15 protein-coding genes and 1 pseudogene are annotated in these 14609 nt (G+C 41.1%); 8 read left to right on the plus strand and 8 right to left on the minus strand.

What is annotated here, in order from left to right; genetic code table 11:
• Positions 1 to 14 precede the first annotated feature (14 nt).
• Complete coding sequence (locus NSU19_RS02780) at positions 15 to 1061, plus strand: molybdopterin cofactor-binding domain-containing protein (protein ID WP_339198617.1); 1047 nt, start codon at positions 15 to 17, stop codon at positions 1059 to 1061.
• Here NSU19_RS02780 and NSU19_RS02785 read toward each other — a convergent pair.
• The 8 genes and pseudogenes from NSU19_RS02785 to NSU19_RS02820 form a co-directional block, all read right to left on the minus strand.
• Positions 1049 to 1189: a hypothetical protein gene (locus tag NSU19_RS02785; RefSeq protein WP_212967284.1), complete on the minus strand. Its 141-nt coding sequence runs from the start codon at positions 1187 to 1189 to the stop codon at positions 1049 to 1051. The genes NSU19_RS02780 and NSU19_RS02785 overlap by 13 nt on opposite strands.
• A 38-nt stretch (positions 1190 to 1227) precedes the next feature.
• Positions 1228 to 1708 (minus strand): annotated as a pseudogene (locus NSU19_RS02790) (ISL3 family transposase); the annotation flags it as partial.
• 22 nt (positions 1709 to 1730) lie between these two features.
• A complete protein-coding gene (gene vanY, locus NSU19_RS02795; RefSeq protein ID WP_339198620.1) occupies positions 1731 to 2600 on the minus strand; it encodes a VanY-A/VanY-F/VanY-M family D-Ala-D-Ala carboxypeptidase in 870 nt (289 codons plus the stop codon).
• An 89-nt stretch (positions 2601 to 2689) separates the two neighbouring features.
• Positions 2690 to 3826 carry a HAMP domain-containing sensor histidine kinase gene (locus NSU19_RS02800; RefSeq protein WP_306068156.1) on the minus strand — a complete coding sequence of 379 codons (1137 nt, stop codon included), beginning with the start codon at positions 3824 to 3826 and terminating at the stop codon, positions 2690 to 2692.
• Entirely contained in the window at positions 3819 to 4514 is a 696-nt protein-coding gene (gene vanR, locus NSU19_RS02805; protein ID WP_212967287.1) for a vancomycin resistance response regulator transcription factor, VanR-F/VanR-M family, read from the minus strand. The genes NSU19_RS02800 and vanR overlap by 8 nt, the downstream gene beginning before the upstream one ends.
• A 254-nt stretch (positions 4515 to 4768) precedes the next feature.
• Positions 4769 to 5530 (minus strand): metallophosphoesterase, encoded by a 762-nt coding sequence (locus NSU19_RS02810; protein ID WP_339198627.1) that lies wholly within the window; start codon positions 5528 to 5530, stop codon positions 4769 to 4771.
• Between the two features lie 266 nt (positions 5531 to 5796).
• Positions 5797 to 6960 carry an MFS transporter gene (locus tag NSU19_RS02815; RefSeq protein WP_339198630.1) on the minus strand — a complete coding sequence of 388 codons (1164 nt, stop codon included), beginning with the start codon at positions 6958 to 6960 and terminating at the stop codon, positions 5797 to 5799.
• Between the two features lie 94 nt (positions 6961 to 7054).
• Positions 7055 to 7357 carry a metalloregulator ArsR/SmtB family transcription factor gene (locus NSU19_RS02820; protein WP_339199948.1) on the minus strand — a complete coding sequence of 101 codons (303 nt, stop codon included), beginning with the start codon at positions 7355 to 7357 and terminating at the stop codon, positions 7055 to 7057.
• A 241-nt stretch (positions 7358 to 7598) separates the two neighbouring features.
• Here NSU19_RS02820 and NSU19_RS02825 point away from each other — a divergent pair, with 241 nt between their 5' ends.
• The 7 genes from NSU19_RS02825 to NSU19_RS02855 all read left to right on the plus strand — a co-directional run bounded on the left by NSU19_RS02825 (position 7599) and on the right by NSU19_RS02855 (position 14547).
• On the plus strand, positions 7599 to 9068 hold the full coding sequence (locus tag NSU19_RS02825; protein WP_339198634.1) for a molybdopterin cofactor-binding domain-containing protein: 1470 nt from the start codon (positions 7599 to 7601) through the stop codon (positions 9066 to 9068).
• Entirely contained in the window at positions 9055 to 9867 is an 813-nt protein-coding gene (locus NSU19_RS02830) for an N-acyl homoserine lactonase family protein (RefSeq protein WP_339198637.1), read from the plus strand. The genes NSU19_RS02825 and NSU19_RS02830 overlap by 14 nt, the downstream gene beginning before the upstream one ends.
• On the plus strand, positions 9857 to 10243 hold the full coding sequence (locus NSU19_RS02835; protein ID WP_339198640.1) for a VOC family protein: 387 nt from the start codon (positions 9857 to 9859) through the stop codon (positions 10241 to 10243). Before NSU19_RS02830 ends, NSU19_RS02835 begins: the two co-directional genes overlap by 11 nt.
• Positions 10244 to 10263: 20 nt before the next feature.
• Positions 10264 to 11205 (plus strand): xanthine dehydrogenase family protein subunit M, encoded by a 942-nt coding sequence (locus tag NSU19_RS02840; protein ID WP_063386355.1) that lies wholly within the window; start codon positions 10264 to 10266, stop codon positions 11203 to 11205.
• 605 nt (positions 11206 to 11810) lie between these two features.
• Positions 11811 to 12311 carry a (2Fe-2S)-binding protein gene (locus NSU19_RS02845; RefSeq protein ID WP_063386354.1) on the plus strand — a complete coding sequence of 167 codons (501 nt, stop codon included), beginning with the start codon at positions 11811 to 11813 and terminating at the stop codon, positions 12309 to 12311.
• A gap of 246 nt (positions 12312 to 12557) precedes the next feature.
• The gene (locus tag NSU19_RS02850) at positions 12558 to 13556 is read left to right on the plus strand and encodes a thiamine pyrophosphate-dependent dehydrogenase E1 component subunit alpha (protein ID WP_144597185.1); all 999 of its coding nucleotides are present in this window, start codon (positions 12558 to 12560) and stop codon (positions 13554 to 13556) included.
• The gene (locus NSU19_RS02855; RefSeq protein ID WP_339198644.1) at positions 13546 to 14547 is read left to right on the plus strand and encodes an alpha-ketoacid dehydrogenase subunit beta; all 1002 of its coding nucleotides are present in this window, start codon (positions 13546 to 13548) and stop codon (positions 14545 to 14547) included. Before NSU19_RS02850 ends, NSU19_RS02855 begins: the two co-directional genes overlap by 11 nt.
• Positions 14548 to 14609 lie beyond the last annotated feature (62 nt).

Here is a 14609-nt window from a genome sequence, read left to right on the forward strand (position 1 = left end):
GAGGAGGCGACAAAATGGTTACTGTAAAAAAAGGTTTAGGTGTAAGTTTGAAGCGTAAAGAAGACATAAGACTTTTGACTGGTAATGGACAATTTACCGATGATATTGAAAAACCAGGCATGTTACATTTGGCCATTGTACGGAGTCCTCATGCTCATGCACGTATTGTAAATATTGATGCAAGCAAAGCGAAAAAACTGCCTGGAGTAGTAGCTGTTCTAACGGGAGAAGAGGCACTTCAATATTCAGGACCACTTGTACCGACGATCAATATATTTAACAAAGTACCAGAAGTGTATGCGATTGCCTATAAAAAGGTTCGCTATGTCGGTGAGCCAGTGGCCGTTATTGCTGCCGAAGACCGATATATTGCTGAAGATGCAGTCGATCTTATTGAAGTAGAATATGAGGTTTTACCAGCTGTTGTGACGATTGAAGATGCACTGGAGCCAAAGGCGCTTCTTTATGAAGAATGGGGCGATAATAAACAATTAGAATCGAGAACCACTATCGGTGATATAGACGATGCATTTGCCAATTCGGAATATGTCCTTGAAGAAACCATTACACATAACCGCTACACCGGAACTCCGATGGAGTCTCGTGTATGTATTGCCGAATATAATCCTGGATCTAAAAAGATGACAGTTACATGCTCGACACAGGCACCTTCTCAAGTACGTACGCTGATTGCCCAGACATTGCAAATGCCTGAGCATAATATACGAGTTATTGCCCCGGATGTTGGCGGCGGTTATGGCACAAAGTTGCAGGCAAATGCAGAAATCATTGCTTGTATCATGGCGCGCATGCTTGGCAAGCCGGTTAAATGGACGGAAGACAGAGTAGAGAATATTCTAACTGGAGTTCATTCTAGAGACTATACTTGCACGGTGAAAATTGGGTTCGACAAAGATTTTCGCATCACAGGACTTCAAGCGAAGCTGATTGGAAATATTGGGCCTGAACCCAATCGTCTCAAAACACGAACAAATCAATATTTGCGGGGGCATTTGATGTTTTTGACTACGTGTTTGACTACGTTTAATTATAATTCTTGAACACTTAAACCTTTAAACGCTCGTCCTAATGCTATTTCACCGATTTGTTTAATTGTGTTCCTTCCATCATTCATCGTATAGAATTTAACCCCTTTAATTTTTACATCTTCTGTTTCATCCTCAAACATGATTTCAGCTTCATGTTCATTTCGGCTTTCAGAGCCTACCTAACGCTATCCAAGGCTTGATTAGCCATACGGACAACGTGAAATTTATATACAACCACTTTAGCTTGTGGAAGAACGGTATATACTGCATCTTTATAAGGTTTCCACATATCCATTGTGACGTATTCAATGTAAAGTCTGTCTCCTATCTCTGTAAGGCGTTGAATGACTGTTTCCTTGTTACGATTAGGCTTAATATCGAAAATGGTTCTACGCTCTACGTTGGTCAATACAAGACGAGGTTTACGGATGATATATATTTCATCAATCCCAAGCCATTTAGGAGTCTCAAATTGGTATTGTCGTGGGCAAATCCATGATTAGTTGCTTTCGTGAGTCATGTTTGTAAAGTTTGTCAAATCCACATTCTGGACAACGTTCGGGTGGATCTATTGCTTCCACTTTAAACATCATATCGGTTTCATTTTCCTGCGATGGTTCAATTGCTTTAAGGTCTGGTAGAAATAATAGATCCGTCATTTTGTTTGTCCTTTTCTGTCCTTTAGTCGTACATAGTCACAATTATTCCATCCATATTGTCACCTGAAATCTTATACTCTTGATTTTTCGGTATATGAATAGTCATGTTTTCGGAAAACGAATGATAAGAAACGGTATATTTTTTACCATCAAATTCAGCAGTAACTTTCTTTTTCTCTTTGAGATAATCCAAATACTCTTCTAAAACAAAATTCTTTTCCTTCATAATCACGCTATGAGGTAAACCAACATAGCGAATATGCCAAGGTTCGTATTGAATTCCCGTAATGTCCGTTTTATCCTCTGGATAACGTAAAATGAATCCGTATTTCCAAGCATTTTTTTCTATCCATTCTCCTTCAGGTGCTTTATCCATCGTCGTTTGAGTAGTTCCTACATCAAGCGCTAACCCCATATTATGTTCGCTATATCCGGCAGGCAAAGCAACATCAGGGCCCAATTCTTCATAAAGTTTCCTTTGCTCATCTAAGGTTCGATAGCCACTAGTAATCCAAAAATTATCAACTCCCTCTTTTTCTGCGGCAGCAATCATTTCCGAAAATTCATGTGCTATATCCTCTGACAAATAAATATTGTTATATAACAATCCATATCCCTTCACCAATTCATTGTGTGTAAAAAGGTTCACGACATCTGTTTTAATACCTTCTTGGCGAACAGGATATTCACTATTGACCAAAAGCAGATTACCTTGATAGATTTGTTCTTCTGTAATCTTTATTGTTTGGATATTATCAAAATCCTCTCCTTTATCATTTTCCTGTTGAATATCTTCTCGTACTTCTACTTTTGGTTCAAAAAAAGAGCCATTAATTATGAAAACAAAACACAAGCCCACTATAAATAAAATTAAAAATCCCCACTTCTTCATTTTTAGCTTCCTCCTAATTCTTCCTTGTTTAAAAGAATAGCTAAAACTTTTTAAAAAAAGAGTGGGGTAAATCTTAAATTTTTCTTAAATCAAGTATTTGAATTTATTCCATCTCCATTATTTCTTAATGTTTGACTTCCCTTTGGTAAACGGACTTCAAAAACTGTCTGAGTTACACTACTTTCAACAGTAATTGAACCGTTGTGTTGCTCCACAATATTCTTCGCAATAAACAATCCAAGACCAGCGCTATTTTTGTTTTGAGTTCTTGCTTTGTCTCCAGTATAGAGCATATCAAATAGATGCGGGAGGTCCTCCGGAGGAATACGATCACCATAATTCACAACTTGTACAACAACTTCCTCCGACTCAATAAAGCCGTTAATGTCTACAAACTGACCGTCGTAACCATACCGAGTCGCATTCATCAAAAGATTTTCAAACACACGTGCTAAAAGCTCTCCGTCACCGATAATAGGTAAGTAGGGAGGCAAGTTCATTCGAGCGGTCAAATTATTTTTCGTGAAGACAGGATATAATTCTTCTTTCAATTGATGAAGGAGGTCACTTAAATTAATGTACTTTTGTTCAATTGGCAACATGCCATAGTTCATTCTCGTTATTTCGAATAATTCATCAATTAGACTTTCTAAACGTTGAGATTTAGTAAAAGCAATTGTCAAAAAATGTTTGACTTGTTCCTCCGTCAAATTCTCATCATTAAGGATTAAATCTAAATAACCTAATACGGAAGTGAGCGGTGTACGCAGATCATGAGCTAAATTTACGACTAACTGATTTTTACTGCTTTCCGAAAATTCCCCTTTTTCAATGGCCTGTTTCAATATTTCACTAGCCAAATTAATATCTTGCGCAATATCCCTAAATTCGTCATTTGAATGAATTTCAACACGGTGACTAAAGTTGCCATTAGCGAGATGATGAATACCGTTTGAAATCTTATTAAAGTAGGTCAAATAGCGCCTAGTGAGTAAAAAGAAGAACAATATCGAAAGTGGGATAAAAATTAGTAAAAAAAAGTTAATGTCCCCAATTTGTCTAATGATTTGGCGAAAATGGGCTAACGGACTTTCATAATCAACTACAGTGTAATAAAAAAATTGAAGGACTTTATAAATGATATACGTGATTGTACCCGAGAGAAACATACTTAAGCCAAATGTTATAATCATTTTTGCACGAAAACTTCTTGAGAATTTAGCCATTGAATGTATACCCAACGCCCCACACAGTTTTAATCCATTTGTTTGTTCGTTTATTTTCTCTAAGCTTTTTCCTTATTGTACGAACATGGACCATAACGGTATTACCGCCCTCAAAGTATGCTTCGCCCCACACCTGCTGAAAAATATCTTCTACACTGTAAACCTTCTTTGGATGACTAGCCAGTAAATACAAAATATCAAACTCCTTTGGTGTCAGCTCAATGTTTTCACCATATAGAGTAACCGTGCGTTGATCAAGGGAAATCACTAGTCCACCAAATTCCAAGTTCGTATTATTATCATTTTGGGGATGATTCAGCTTTATAAAGCGTCGTAACTGAGCATTTACCCGAGCAACCAATTCAATAGGGGTGAAAGGTTTTGTTATATAATCATCAGCTCCAATTACAAGCCCTTGTACTTTATCAAAATCAGAAGTTTTGGCACTTACAAAAATGATAGGCATATTATATTGTTCGCGAATACGACGAGTTACCTCATATCCATCCATTTTCGGCATCATAATATCCAAAATCAGCAACTCAAATGCCTGATTCTCCACAACACGAACTGCCTCTTGTCCATCTGATACTTTAACAACATGGTACCCTTCTTTTTCTAAATGGAACGCAATAAGATCAGCAATTTCCTCATCATCTTCAGCAATTAATATCGAAATATCTCTCATCTTCCCACTCCCTCTATATACTTCGTTTTTCTTCAAAATGCTCCTGTTTTCTTAGAATTGCTCAAACTTCGTTTTTTGAATGTATTTGTGGACAGAGCTTATGCAAAGAGTGCAGAATATTCAAACGGGGTTTAATCCATCCTAACAGCCAAATTGTGAACATTTGGTTGAAAAAAGATATGACCTTGCCCTATTCTCCACACAACTTATGGTCGCTCACCCTCCCATGTATCACGGGATGCGGTGAGACGCCGTTACACGTGATGCACCGTTATTTCGCTTCGGATTAAAAACCGGAAGTTAAAACCCGTTTGCCCGATGCCTTTAGAGATGTAGTACGTTCCGTACGCATTATGGTGCAAGCCTTTGTAAATCCCCATCGCCGGAAGCGGACCCATCGGCTTCAGTTTAAACAGAAACGGAATGTTAAACTGTTTTCCGTGAAAGTGGCCGGCCATTAAGTAATCAAACCGTCGGTTGATTGTCAACACGACATTCGGATCGTGGGTGATGACAACATTCGGTAAATCGCTGTCAACATTCCGAAACGATTGGTCCACATCACTGTGGCCGCTCACGAAATCGTCAATGCCGATCAAGGTGAACTCGTCAAGTCGAACCGATTCGTTTCGAAGCACTTGAATGCCGTATCTTTCAATTTGCTTTACTAAATTTCCCACGGAAGGCTGCTTATAGTCGTGGTTACCCAGTACCGCGTACGTCGGCCGTCCGCTTCCCTGAAACACCTCCAAGTATTTTTTCAATCGCGGCATCTGTTTTGCTTTTTTAGTAAAGTCACCGGTTAAAAAAATGAAGTCGGGATCTTCCCTTTGAATGATGTGCCTCAGTTTCTCCTGGCTGATTCTTAACCGTTCAACGTGAAAATCGCTAATTTGCAACACCTTTTTATTTAACCCGATCGGATGGCGCACGCGCTCAATTTTTAGCCACTGCGTCGGGAGAATGAACAAACAGTAAAATAACAGAATGACGATAACAAGTAAAAGGTATGACATGAGGGCTTCTTATCTCCCAACAGGATTAGGATGAGGTTCTCTAGTTAAATTATACCCACCCTAGCCTTTCGTCAAGACGGCCGAGCACGAATATCGTATGTACCAAGATATTTCCGGGCCGTATGCCGCCTTCATCCCGAACCGGGTTTACTGTTATAATACGCCGACAAAATATTTTTTCCTTCTCTTTTTGTTACGACGACGAAAAAGGCCATCCTGGACGGACAGCCCTTCCTGTGTCAATTATCGGAATACTCCCCGACAACTTACCGGCCGGCACTCAATCGCAGCTTCAACAACCACACGACCACGATCGCAATAACGACGCCAACCATCCCGACCCATGTAATGGATGACAGAGACACCCGGTCGACCACAACACCTCCGATTGCGGCGCCCGCAGCCATGGACAACTGCATCATGGATTGGTTCAGGCTCAGCATGATGCCGGAATAATTCGGTTCAATCCTAACGAGATTGGCTTGCTGCGTCGGGCCGGAGGACCATGCCGCGAACGACCACAAGATCAGGAGGATCACGACCGACAGCCACGATTGCATGTTGGCCGCGGTCAGCGAGAGGAGAATCAGCGCGATGACGTGCAGGAGCATCCCCCATGACAGCGTCGGGAATACCCCCCATTTATCCGTGCTGAAACCACCGAATTTGGATCCGATCAAGCTGGCGATGCCGAATGCGAGCAGCACGCCGCTCAGCATCTCTTCTCCCAACCCGGCAACCTCCAGCAAATACGGCGAAATGTAGGTGTAGGCGATTGAGTATCCGCCAAGCCAGAAAAAGGTGATCGCAAGCCCCAACGCCACATTTTCGTTTTTCAAGAAGGCAAGTTGCCGGGACAACGGCATCGGTTTATCCCCCTGAACCCGAGGGATGCTGGCGTACAGAACGATCATGGCCGCCAGACCGGCCAGTGCCAGCAGACCGAAAACAGCTCGCCACCCGAATTGGGCTGCAACGACGCGTCCGAGAGGCACGCCGATAATCAGGGAAGCCGTAAAGCCCATCACTACAGTGGCAATCGCGCTGCCTTGTTTGCCAGGGGCGGCAATTTTCGCGGCAATGTCCAAAGCGGTGACGACAGTCATTCCCGCGCCCAGCGCCATGATGACCCGAGCTGCGAGAAACGATGTATAGCCGGGCAAAGCGTAGGAAAGCACATTTCCCAATACGAAGACGCCAAGTGCCCACACCAGCAGTTTCTGTCGTTCCGACTTGGCCGTGAGCGCCATTAGGATCGGGGTGCCGATGGCGTACACAAAAGAAAAAATCGTGATGAGCTGCCCTGCTGAAGTAACGGAAATTTTCATGGTATCCGAGATCATATCCAGGATACCGGAAATAATGTACTCGGATGTCCCCACTAAAAATGAAACCAGTGCCAATAAATAAACTCTCCACGTGCTGGACAATGCATTCCACTCCTTTTTATATATACATATCCCGATATGTCGATTTAATGGGTCAAATAAATACTGAATACGTGTGAGGTATTCAGTCCGCTATTCAAAGATTCTGATTCAAGAAATTTGCCAATTCCTTTATTTTCTCTTCATTCCGTTTGTAGTACGTGTATTTGCCGATCCGGTTGGTTTGAATCAGTCCGGCCCGCTGCAGAATGGACAAATACTGCGAAACCGTCGACTGTGTCATATTCAACTTATCCGTCACCTGACTGACACACACCCCGATTTCCCGCATATCCACTCCTTCTTGGGGCACAAAATGTGTCTCAGGCTCCTTCAGCCATTGCAAAATCTGCAGCCTCGACTCGTTAGACAACGCCTTGAACACTTCAATCAGATCCATACCATTTATTATATCTACATTTCTCGATATGTCAAGTATGTTAGATCCAGCAATGTTAAATGTTTCAGCCCATTCTTTTCTAAACTCGCCATTAGCAACTTTCAAGCTATGTAAATCTGTAGAAACGACAACATTTTGACTACGTTTAAATGAAATGTATTGACATTCCATGAAAAAGAAAAAGTGCCAAATTCCTTTCATATCAAGGATTTTGACACTTGATGAAAATCAGTGAAACGATATGGTGGAGCATATTGGGGTTGATGGAACTTGCCATGCACCGGGAACCCCTGCTCTATCGGTTGCAGGTGCTTATTTTCCAGGTCCATATAAAGTGCCTGTTTATGACGTAGAAATCATTGGGGTCGTTTCAAATAAAGCGCCTTATGGTGCGCACCGCGGATATGGAAAGGATATTGCCAATTATCCTATTGAGCGGATGATGGATATAGCAGCTCGAAAACTTGGTATATCACCAGAAGAATTAAGACGTCGCAACTTTATAAAGAAAGACGAATTTCCTTATCAACAAATTTCTGGACCGCTTTATGATAGCGGAGATTTTGATAAACTTATGGATCTCGTAATGGATAAAATTGATTATCAAAACTTTAAAAAGAAACAATTAGAGCTTCGTAAACAAGGCAAGTACATTGGACTTGGAATCGCCGCTATGCTTGAGCCGTCTGGCGCTGCTGTCTTTAATGGCATATTTAATGGTTATCAGGCAGCAACTGTACGAATGACGCCTGAAGGACATTTCCAAGTATTAACCAGCCATCAGAACATAGGTCAAGGGGTTGAAACAACGATTCCACAAGTTGTTTCACAAGTTATGGATGTAGATATAGACGATATTCGATTTGTTTATGGAGATACGGATATTACGCCGTACGGATTAGGTCCATTTTCTTCCAGAGGTGCAACGTATACTGTTTCTGCCGTATATGAAGCTGCCAAGATGTTAAAGGAGAAGCTTTTAAAAATTGCCGTTTATCTGCTTAAGGAAGATCCGGAAAATCTTGAAATGGCAAATGGAACAGTAAGGGTTAAAGGGACGACAAATCCGGAAGCAGCCATCAGTTTAAAAGAAATCGGCAATAAAGTTTATCTATGGCCGGGACCTTATGCGACAGTGCCGGAAGGAATAGATTGCAATTTAGAAGCAACCTATACATGGACGAGTAAAGTAGTGAAGTGGGAGCCTGATGAACACGGGCGAGTCAATCTTTATACGACACATCCGACAGGAGTCTTTGTTGCTCTAGTAGAGGTTGACATTAAAACCGGGCTTGTGAAAGTAGACAAATTCGTTGTTTCCCATGATTGCGGCACAATTATCAATCCTATGATTGCAGATGGACAAATTGCCGGCGGCATCGCACATGGAATTGGCGGCGTGCTGTTAGAAGACCTTGCATATGACAGCAACGGATTCATGACAAACCCTGATTTTCAGCATTACTTATGTCCAACTGCAATGGATGTATCAGACATCGAAACCATTCACATGCAATCCCCATCACCTTTTACACCGCTTGGTACAAAAGGAATGGGAGAAGGCGGAACGATTCCGTCTCCAGCAGCAGTAGCGAATGCGGTAGAAGACGCTTTATCACCTTTTGGTGTAATTGTAAAAGATTTACCAATTACTCCTGAACGAGTTTTAGAATGGATTAAGCAAGGGGAAATGCAAAATGTCAAATCATAATTGGGAAATATACCCATTGGTGCTTGGAGAAGCAGATGTATCAAAGGTATTAGATACATTTTGGTCGCTGAGCCGTGACAAATCGATGGTAACGGTGCCGATTTTAGCCTGGCTTTTAGTTCCGACATTTAAGGAAGAGCCAATTTTAGTTGACACCGGTTTTCGAGATGCTGAACGCTGCCAGACCGTCCATGGCTTAGGTCCTCATCGGACAAAACCTGAATGGAGCCTTCGCACCCAATTGAAGAACCATGGCTTTACAGCTGAAGAGATAAAAAAAGTAATCCTAACTCACCTTCATTATGATCATGCAGGAGGATGCGCCGAATTTCCGAATGCAAAATTCATCGTCCAACGCACTGAATTGCAGGCTGCTGCGGCACCGATGGTTTCTTCACAGCTGGAAATAGGGGGAGGAGCGTTATTTTACGATAGAAAAGACATTGCAGAATTAATCGACCCTTTATGGCCTCAAGTTCATTTGATCGAAGGGGATACAGAAATTGCTCCTGGAGTGAAATGTGTCTTATTCCAAAACACTCATACGCCAGGCAGCCAAGCAGTTTATGTCCAAACGGAATTCGGCACCGCCGTTATTCTTGGAGACATTGCCAGAAATGTTGAATTAAATATTAATCAAGAAATTCCACCTGGATTATTTTACGATTTAGAGGCTACCTATCGAGCGATGATTCGAATTAAGAATGAGGCTGATATTGTTCTTCCTAGTCATGATTATGAAGTAGTAAAAAAATATAGGAACGGACTAAAAGAAGGGACGTCAGTTCATGAAAATTAAAGGAATTGAACGAGTGGCATTGCAGGTAAAAGACATCGATCAATCGATCACATTTTTTTCGAAGCTCTTCGGAACAACTTTTCAGCGGCAAAATGTGCAAATAAACGATTCCGTGATAAAAGTGGCTTTTTCTCCGCTAGGAATTGAACTTTTAGAAGAGACAGATTTAGAGAAAGAATCATTGAGAAGCTTTCACCTTCGTGTGGAGAACATACAAGACGTTCATCCTGCTGTTTTGGAAGCTGGAGGTGAGATTCTCGCGCACTTTACAGTGGGAGAAATGGAACATATGATTGTGAAAATTGGAGATTTTCGAATTGTATTTGTATCTTACGAAGGTAATGATTCTTTGAAAGCGTTATCTTCCGGAAAATGATAGGTTAGGGGGAAGAATGAATGAAACCAGTTCCATTTGAATATGTGGCTGTTAAAAGTGTAAATGAAGCGATAACCGCACTCGAAAAGTACGGAGACAATACAGTCATCATCGCTGGAGGACAAAGTCTGATGCAGGAAATGAATTTAAGGCAGGCTCGTCCTTCATGTTTGGTTGATATAAATGGGATCACAGATCTTGATTATATTGAAGAAACGGGTGATGCCATTAAAATCGGGGCATTAACAAGGCACCGCACCGTTGAAAAGTCTGAAATTGTAAAACGAAATTGTCCTTTGCTTCAGGAAGCCGTTACCCATATTGCGCATTTCCAGATCCGCAATCGAGGTACGATAGGAGGAAGCCTGAGACAAAATCCGCCAGGCGCTGAATACGGAGTCGTTGCTCGTGTGTTAAATGCTCAGTTTGTCATTGCCGGTCCTGATGGCAAACGCGTACTTTCCGGAGAAGAGTTTTTCGTCAGCCACTTTAAAACAGCAGTGAAGCAAAATGAAATCATTGTCGAAATCATATTCCCAAAATTAACAAAAGATACGGGATATGGATTTTTGGAAGTAACAAGAAGACATGGACATATTCCCATTGTTTCAGCAGCGGCGACTCTTCAGTTAAATGAAGATGACACGGTGAAAGATGCGCAGGTAGCTTTAGGGAATGTCAGCCCTCAAGGTGTCCCTTACAAAGTGCAATCTGTTTCACAATTGATTGGGAAACCATTTACTCAGGAAATTCTTGATCAACTAGCAAACGATATAAAGAATGAAGTCAATCCAGATCCTGAAGCAGATGCAAAAGCTGGCTATACATTGCAGCTTTCGAGAATTATGGGACGCCGTGTTTCTGAAATTTCCAGTGCTGAGTATCGAAAAGAAGCGTCATCCGTATTGAGTATTCGGGCTTTACAAAAGGCATACCAACAAATTAAAGGAACATTTCAGTAATGAAGAAAAATAAAAAGTCCCCTTGGTTTTGATAAGGGTTTGAGGCCGTTTCCCTAACGAAAAAACCAAAGAGGACTCACTTGTATTATAACTCGATGAAAAAATTAAGCAAATGACACTAGTAACAGTCATTACCTGCATTCATCTTTTCCGAAAAGAGCTCGAGATAATCGCTGCTCGTTTCATTTTCGAAAATTCAATCATTGACTTTGAACCATTGAAGAAAGGTCATTTGTAGGTGTTGAATCAGACAAAATGACCGCTATAAAAGGCTTGATCATACCGAGAGCCGGCGGTCTTCTTTTTACGAATGCTGTCACCACCGATCGCTGCGGCTTTAATTCGGAATACAGACGAATTTTTGTAAGTGTACGGAGAACATGTTCGCCTTCACTCGCGGTTACACCGAATGGTCCCAATAGAAGCGACCATGAGACAAATGTAAATTCAAGGGGGTTATAACGGGATGTTTCACTTCCTCATAGATAAGAAAACATCCCTTTACCCATATTTCTTCATATAGCATTTGTGCGGGGTTTGAAAAGTTTTAAAGAAAATGTGAGGAAACAATAAATAAATAATGAAAAGTAGGGGGAGGAATTTACATGATAGATAAAACTACTCGCAAAAAAATCACGGTCACTGTCAATGGAACGGTATATGAGCGTGAAGTGAATGTTCGGACATTACTAAGTGACTTTCTCCGGAGAGAATTAGGTTTAACGGGAACACATGTTGGTTGTGAACAGGGGGTATGCGGCGCTTGTACGATATTGGTGGACGGTCAGGCAGTCCGTTCCTGTTTGCTGTTAGCGGTTCAAGCAGATAATCGCTCCATTACCACCATTGAAGGAATAGGAACGCCTGATCACCTTCATCCGATTCAGGAGGCTTTTTGGGAAAATCATGGTTTGCAGTGCGGGTTCTGTACTCCAGGATTTGTGATATCTGTTTACGAATTTTTAAAAGAAAATCCTGATCCATCCGATGAAGAAATTCGTGAAGCGTTGTCCGGTAATTTGTGCCGTTGTACAGGATATCAAGGAATTATTAAATCGGTAAAAGCAGCTGCAGAAAAATTAAAACAATCGGAATTGGCTGGTTAAATAAATAATCAGGGGCTGTTCTGATGAGTTCCTAAAATGAAGGGGCTCCAAAAAGTCAGTTAACCCTGACTTTTTAGACAGCCCCGTAGTTTTTCAAACGACTAGGAAAATCGCTTCTGCTTTAGATGAGATTGTGACTCATTCTTAAAGACTATCTATGTTCGTAATTGACTTTAACCATAATAAAATCAAGATTCTAGCAAAAGCATATCTGTATGGTGATGGAATACAAGGAGGTTTATGGAAATGCAAGAGCTGCTTCAAACGTACCACTTAAATGAAAACAATTTCAATTGGGATAAAAACTGGTTCATACAAGCATGGCGGATTATGAACACGATACGTGTATTTGAAGAAAAAAGCATTCAAATTTACAAAAAAGGACTCATGGGTGGATCACTTCACTCATCTATTGGCCAAGAAGCTGTAGCAGCTGGAGTTTGTATGAATTTGAAAAAAGACGATTATATTTCCATTACGTATCGGGGGCGTGGTCAAGCATTAGCAAAAGGGGCCGATCCTTTTCAATTATTTTCCGAAATTTTAGGGAAGAAGACAGGCTATTGCAAAGGAAAAGGGGGCCCTATGCATATTACATCTCAAGAGCTTGGGATATTAGTAGCGAATGGCATCGTCGGTGCAGGTATTCCAATTGCTGTCGGAGCAGGTTTATCCATCAAAACGTTGAAAAAGAATCAAGTTTCTGTTGCGTTTTTCGGAGATGGGGCGACAAACCAAGGAGCATTTCATGAAGCTCTAAATTTGGCTGCGATCTATAAACTGCCGGTCGTTTTCGTTTGCGAAAACAATCTATATTCAGAAATGACGCCAATTAAAAATGCTGTATTAAATGAGCATTTAGCAGAAAGAGGACTGGCCTATCGCATTCCGTCGATCATCGTGAATGGAAATGATGTGCGAGCTGTATATGAGGTTGCAAAACAAGCTGTGGAACGGGCGCGTTCAGGTGAAGGGCCTACCTTTATAGAAGCCAAAACTTATAGATTGTTAGGACATATGATCGGTGATGCGGAGACGTACCGAACAAAAGAAGAAGTGGAGGAATGGAGACAAAAAGAACCGATCAGATATTTTCGGGATGTATGCTTAAAACAAAATGTATTGAACGAAAAAGAATTAGATGAAATACAACAACAAGTCATACAAGAAATTGACATTGCATATGAACGTGCGATGAAATCTGAAGAACCTGAAATGGAGGAGATCTTTAATGATGTCTACTAATAGAATCACCAGTTATGCCCAAGCAATCAATGAAGCTCTTAAAGAAGAAATGGCATTAGATGATAGAGTAATCCTTTTAGGGGAAGATATTGGTTCATATGGCGGCGTTTTTAAGGTGACAAAAGGTTTGTTTGATGAATTCGGAAAAGAACGAGTCATCGATACACCTATCTCTGAAACCGGATTTATCGGAGCAGGAGTTGGGGCAGCGATGACGGGGTTAAAGCCGATCATTGAGATTATGTGGATTGATTTTTCGCTAGTAGCGATGGATCAAATTATTAATCAGGCAGCGAAAATGGCCTATATGTCTGGAGGACAAACGAGCGTTCCAATGGTAATACGTACACAAGGCGGCGGGGGAAGAGGAAATGGCGCCCAGCACTCGCAAAGCCTTGAAACATTATTTGCACATATTCCGGGGCTCAAAGTCGTTGCACCTTCTACCCCTTATGATGCGAAAGGATTATTGAAAGCATCCATCCGGGAAGGAAGTCCGGTCATATTTATTGAACATAAAATGTTTTACTCTCAAAAAGGAGAAGTTCCGGAAGAGGAATACACGATTCCTTTAGGAAAGGCGGATATTAAAAGGTCTGGAAAGGATGTTACGATTGTTACGCTGTCAAGAATGGTACAGTTTTCGCTTGAAGCTGCAAAAGAATTAGAAAAAGAAGGAATCGATGCTGAAGTAATTGATTTGCGTACTCTTGTTCCTCTAGATATAGAAACAGTTAAGGAGTCAGTAAAAAAGACGAACCGAGTAGTTGTTGTGCATGAAGCGACTCGTTCTTACGGCTGGGGAGCTGAAATTGCTGCCAGAATTCAAGAGGAGGCTTTTGATGATCTGGATGCACCGGTACAACGAGTGGGGGCGGAAGATGTTCCTGTTCCATATAACTTAAATTTAGAAAAAGAAATGCTCCCACAAACGAAAGATATCATTCAAGGAGTAAAAAAATCTTTGTATTTACAAATGGAAACAGTGTAATGGTACAGTACAACAATTATTTGAAAGCATTTTGATAAATAATTGCAATTTATATACACAAA

This window comes from Aeribacillus sp. FSL k6-2211 (assembly GCF_037966125.1).
GTDB lineage: Bacteria > Bacillota > Bacilli > Bacillales > Aeribacillaceae > Aeribacillus > Aeribacillus composti.

What these genes read in the sequence shown, in the direction of transcription:
- NSU19_RS02780 (WP_339198617.1), top strand. Translation starts at nt 15, where the DNA reads ATGGTTACTGTAAAAAAAGGTTTAGGTGTAAGTTTGAAGCGTAAAGAA.
- NSU19_RS02785 (WP_212967284.1), bottom strand. Translation starts at nt 1,189, where the DNA reads ATGTTTGAGGATGAAACAGAAGATGTAAAAATTAAAGGGGTTAAATTC.
- vanY (WP_339198620.1), bottom strand. Translation starts at nt 2,600, where the DNA reads ATGAAGAAGTGGGGATTTTTAATTTTATTTATAGTGGGCTTGTGTTTT.
- NSU19_RS02800 (WP_306068156.1), bottom strand. Translation starts at nt 3,826, where the DNA reads ATGGCTAAATTCTCAAGAAGTTTTCGTGCAAAAATGATTATAACATTT.
- vanR (WP_212967287.1), bottom strand. Translation starts at nt 4,514, where the DNA reads ATGAGAGATATTTCGATATTAATTGCTGAAGATGATGAGGAAATTGCT.
- NSU19_RS02810 (WP_339198627.1), bottom strand. Translation starts at nt 5,530, where the DNA reads ATGTCATACCTTTTACTTGTTATCGTCATTCTGTTATTTTACTGTTTG.
- NSU19_RS02820 (WP_339199948.1), bottom strand. Translation starts at nt 7,357, where the DNA reads ATGGATCTGATTGAAGTGTTCAAGGCGTTGTCTAACGAGTCGAGGCTG.
- NSU19_RS02825 (WP_339198634.1), top strand. Translation starts at nt 7,599, where the DNA reads ATGGTGGAGCATATTGGGGTTGATGGAACTTGCCATGCACCGGGAACC.
- NSU19_RS02830 (WP_339198637.1), top strand. Translation starts at nt 9,055, where the DNA reads ATGTCAAATCATAATTGGGAAATATACCCATTGGTGCTTGGAGAAGCA.
- NSU19_RS02835 (WP_339198640.1), top strand. Translation starts at nt 9,857, where the DNA reads ATGAAAATTAAAGGAATTGAACGAGTGGCATTGCAGGTAAAAGACATC.
- NSU19_RS02840 (WP_063386355.1), top strand. Translation starts at nt 10,264, where the DNA reads ATGAAACCAGTTCCATTTGAATATGTGGCTGTTAAAAGTGTAAATGAA.
- NSU19_RS02845 (WP_063386354.1), top strand. Translation starts at nt 11,811, where the DNA reads ATGATAGATAAAACTACTCGCAAAAAAATCACGGTCACTGTCAATGGA.
- NSU19_RS02850 (WP_144597185.1), top strand. Translation starts at nt 12,558, where the DNA reads ATGCAAGAGCTGCTTCAAACGTACCACTTAAATGAAAACAATTTCAAT.
- NSU19_RS02855 (WP_339198644.1), top strand. Translation starts at nt 13,546, where the DNA reads ATGTCTACTAATAGAATCACCAGTTATGCCCAAGCAATCAATGAAGCT.